A 1,910-nucleotide genomic window follows, 5' to 3' on the forward strand; every position below is an offset into this window, starting at 1 on the left:
CCAAAATATAGTCAGATATAAACAAGACATGGATTCTATTTCAAAAATCCCCTTCATTTTGGCTTCGAGAGATTGATTCTCCTTGGGTGAACTACGCACCTCTCTATCCCATAGCCCCTAAAGGCATTTGGGAATGCTTTTCTTAAGATATTATAAGAGCCTAAGATATCCGCTTGGCACAAGAATCCTGTCTGAGTCCGGTAAAGACCCCTTTTGATTCTTTTTCCCGTAAACTTCGGGATTTCTACAGTTTCTCCATAAACGGGAAGCGGGTCTAAATTGAAAAAGTTCGACTGGCTCGTGTAACTTTCTTCAGTCATCACCACTTTAATCCCCACTAATTGACACTTATAGGTCAACATGGCAATCAGACGGTTGAAAGGAATTGCGACAAACTTTTGGTTGTTCGCTTTCCCCATTTTGGTCTTTTGTTTCCAACCCTCATTTTTGCCAATGACTAAAGTAGTAATGTTTTTCTCAAGGAGTAGATTGACCAGATAACGACTGGCTCGATGAAGATAGTTCTCCACTTTTTGATTTCGACATCGAGTTAGGCGTTTTATGCTCTTGGATGTTTGCCGATTTCCTTTAAGGTGAGATTGAAGAAAGGCTTTCCGTTTATTGTAGAATTGATTCAGGCTTTTTAAGGGTCTGCCATTGATCAACAGAGGAATAAAGTCCGGTTGATTAGAAGTTACAGCCATTAAAACGTCTACACCTAAATCAATACTCGCTATCCATTCATTGGGGTTTAATGTTTGTTCTATTTCTTCATAAATGACCTCAATGATATAACAATCACATCGAGGAACGATTCTTACCTCCACTACTTTTTTGGCGACGGGACTGGCAAACTCTATCTGAGTTTTTGAGAGTTTGATCTTTCCTTCTTTTAATGCTACTTTACTCAGAGCTTGTTGGGTATAAACCAATAAGTGACGACCTTTCTGGGTGTTTTTATATTTCGGGATTTTTGGTTTTCCTAAAAATTTACCCGGGTCAATTTTGTAGGCTTGATTAGCAGCAAAAAAGGATTGCCAGTTTTGGTCTAATCCTCGTAACACCTGTTGAGAGACTTTAGCGGGTAAAGAGCGATATTGTTCTGTTTTCTGCATTAATTTATCCATGGGGTTATAGTGCAAATAACCATGACCATAGATAAAGTTTTGACGGATTAGATAATTAGCCGCATTGTAGAGGTTTTTGGCATACCATGATAACTCATCTATCTCATTCCAAAACTGATGACCTCTTTTAATTATATGTCTTTCGGCTAATTTCACGAGCGCTCCTTTAATTCGGCAATGATTTTTTCGGTTTTCCGTTTCGAGCGTCTTAATCCATAAAGACGAGAACAAAATGAGGTAATGATGGCAATTAAATCTTCCATCAATTCATCTTGTTTGTCCTCACTATGATTGACAATCTCAACGGTTTTTCCCATCTCTTTTAACAGGAGTTCAAGGTAATTTGTCCCAAACCTCGCCAAACGGTCTTTATGCTCCACTACCAATATATCGTAATGGGAATCGGTTAACACCTTAGCCAATTTTGGACGATTATCATTTAAACCACTGCCAATTTCTTTGACGACTTTATAAATTTGATAGCCTCTGGCAATAGCATAATCTTTTAACCGTTCCGCTTGTCGTTCAAGGTTATCTTTATTTTCTGCACTAGAGACTCTGGCATAAATACAGGCAATTCTCTCGGTTTTCTTCTTTCTTTCTTCGGTAATGATAATTGTTCCCGAAGGCAGTTGATAGCCCGTTAAATGACCTTTTTGCCACCATCTCCATGCCGTTTGATAACTCACCCCGGCTTTTTTGGCATAGTCTGAGAGTTTCATGGCTATATCTTACCATGAATGACTATACTTGACTATATATTAAGTTAAACTTTACAATACT

The 1,910-nt window shown here is 38.3% G+C and carries 2 protein-coding genes; both read right to left on the reverse strand.

Annotated elements, in window-relative coordinates:
* Nucleotides 1-53: 53 nt before the first annotated feature.
* Nucleotides 54-1,283, reverse strand: coding sequence for a transposase (locus tag VB714_RS07225; RefSeq protein ID WP_323222578.1), 1,230 nt, complete (start codon nt 1,281-1,283; stop codon nt 54-56).
* Nucleotides 1,280-1,849 (reverse strand): IS607 family transposase, encoded by a 570-nt coding sequence (locus VB714_RS07230; RefSeq protein WP_416309629.1) that lies wholly within the window; start codon nt 1,847-1,849, stop codon nt 1,280-1,282. The genes VB714_RS07225 and VB714_RS07230 overlap by 4 nt, the downstream gene beginning before the upstream one ends.
* Nucleotides 1,850-1,910: the final 61 nt, after the last annotated feature.

Origin of the sequence: Spirulina sp. 06S082 (assembly GCF_034932145.1) — a bacterium.
Taxonomy (GTDB): domain Bacteria; phylum Cyanobacteriota; class Cyanobacteriia; order Cyanobacteriales; family Spirulinaceae; genus CCY15215.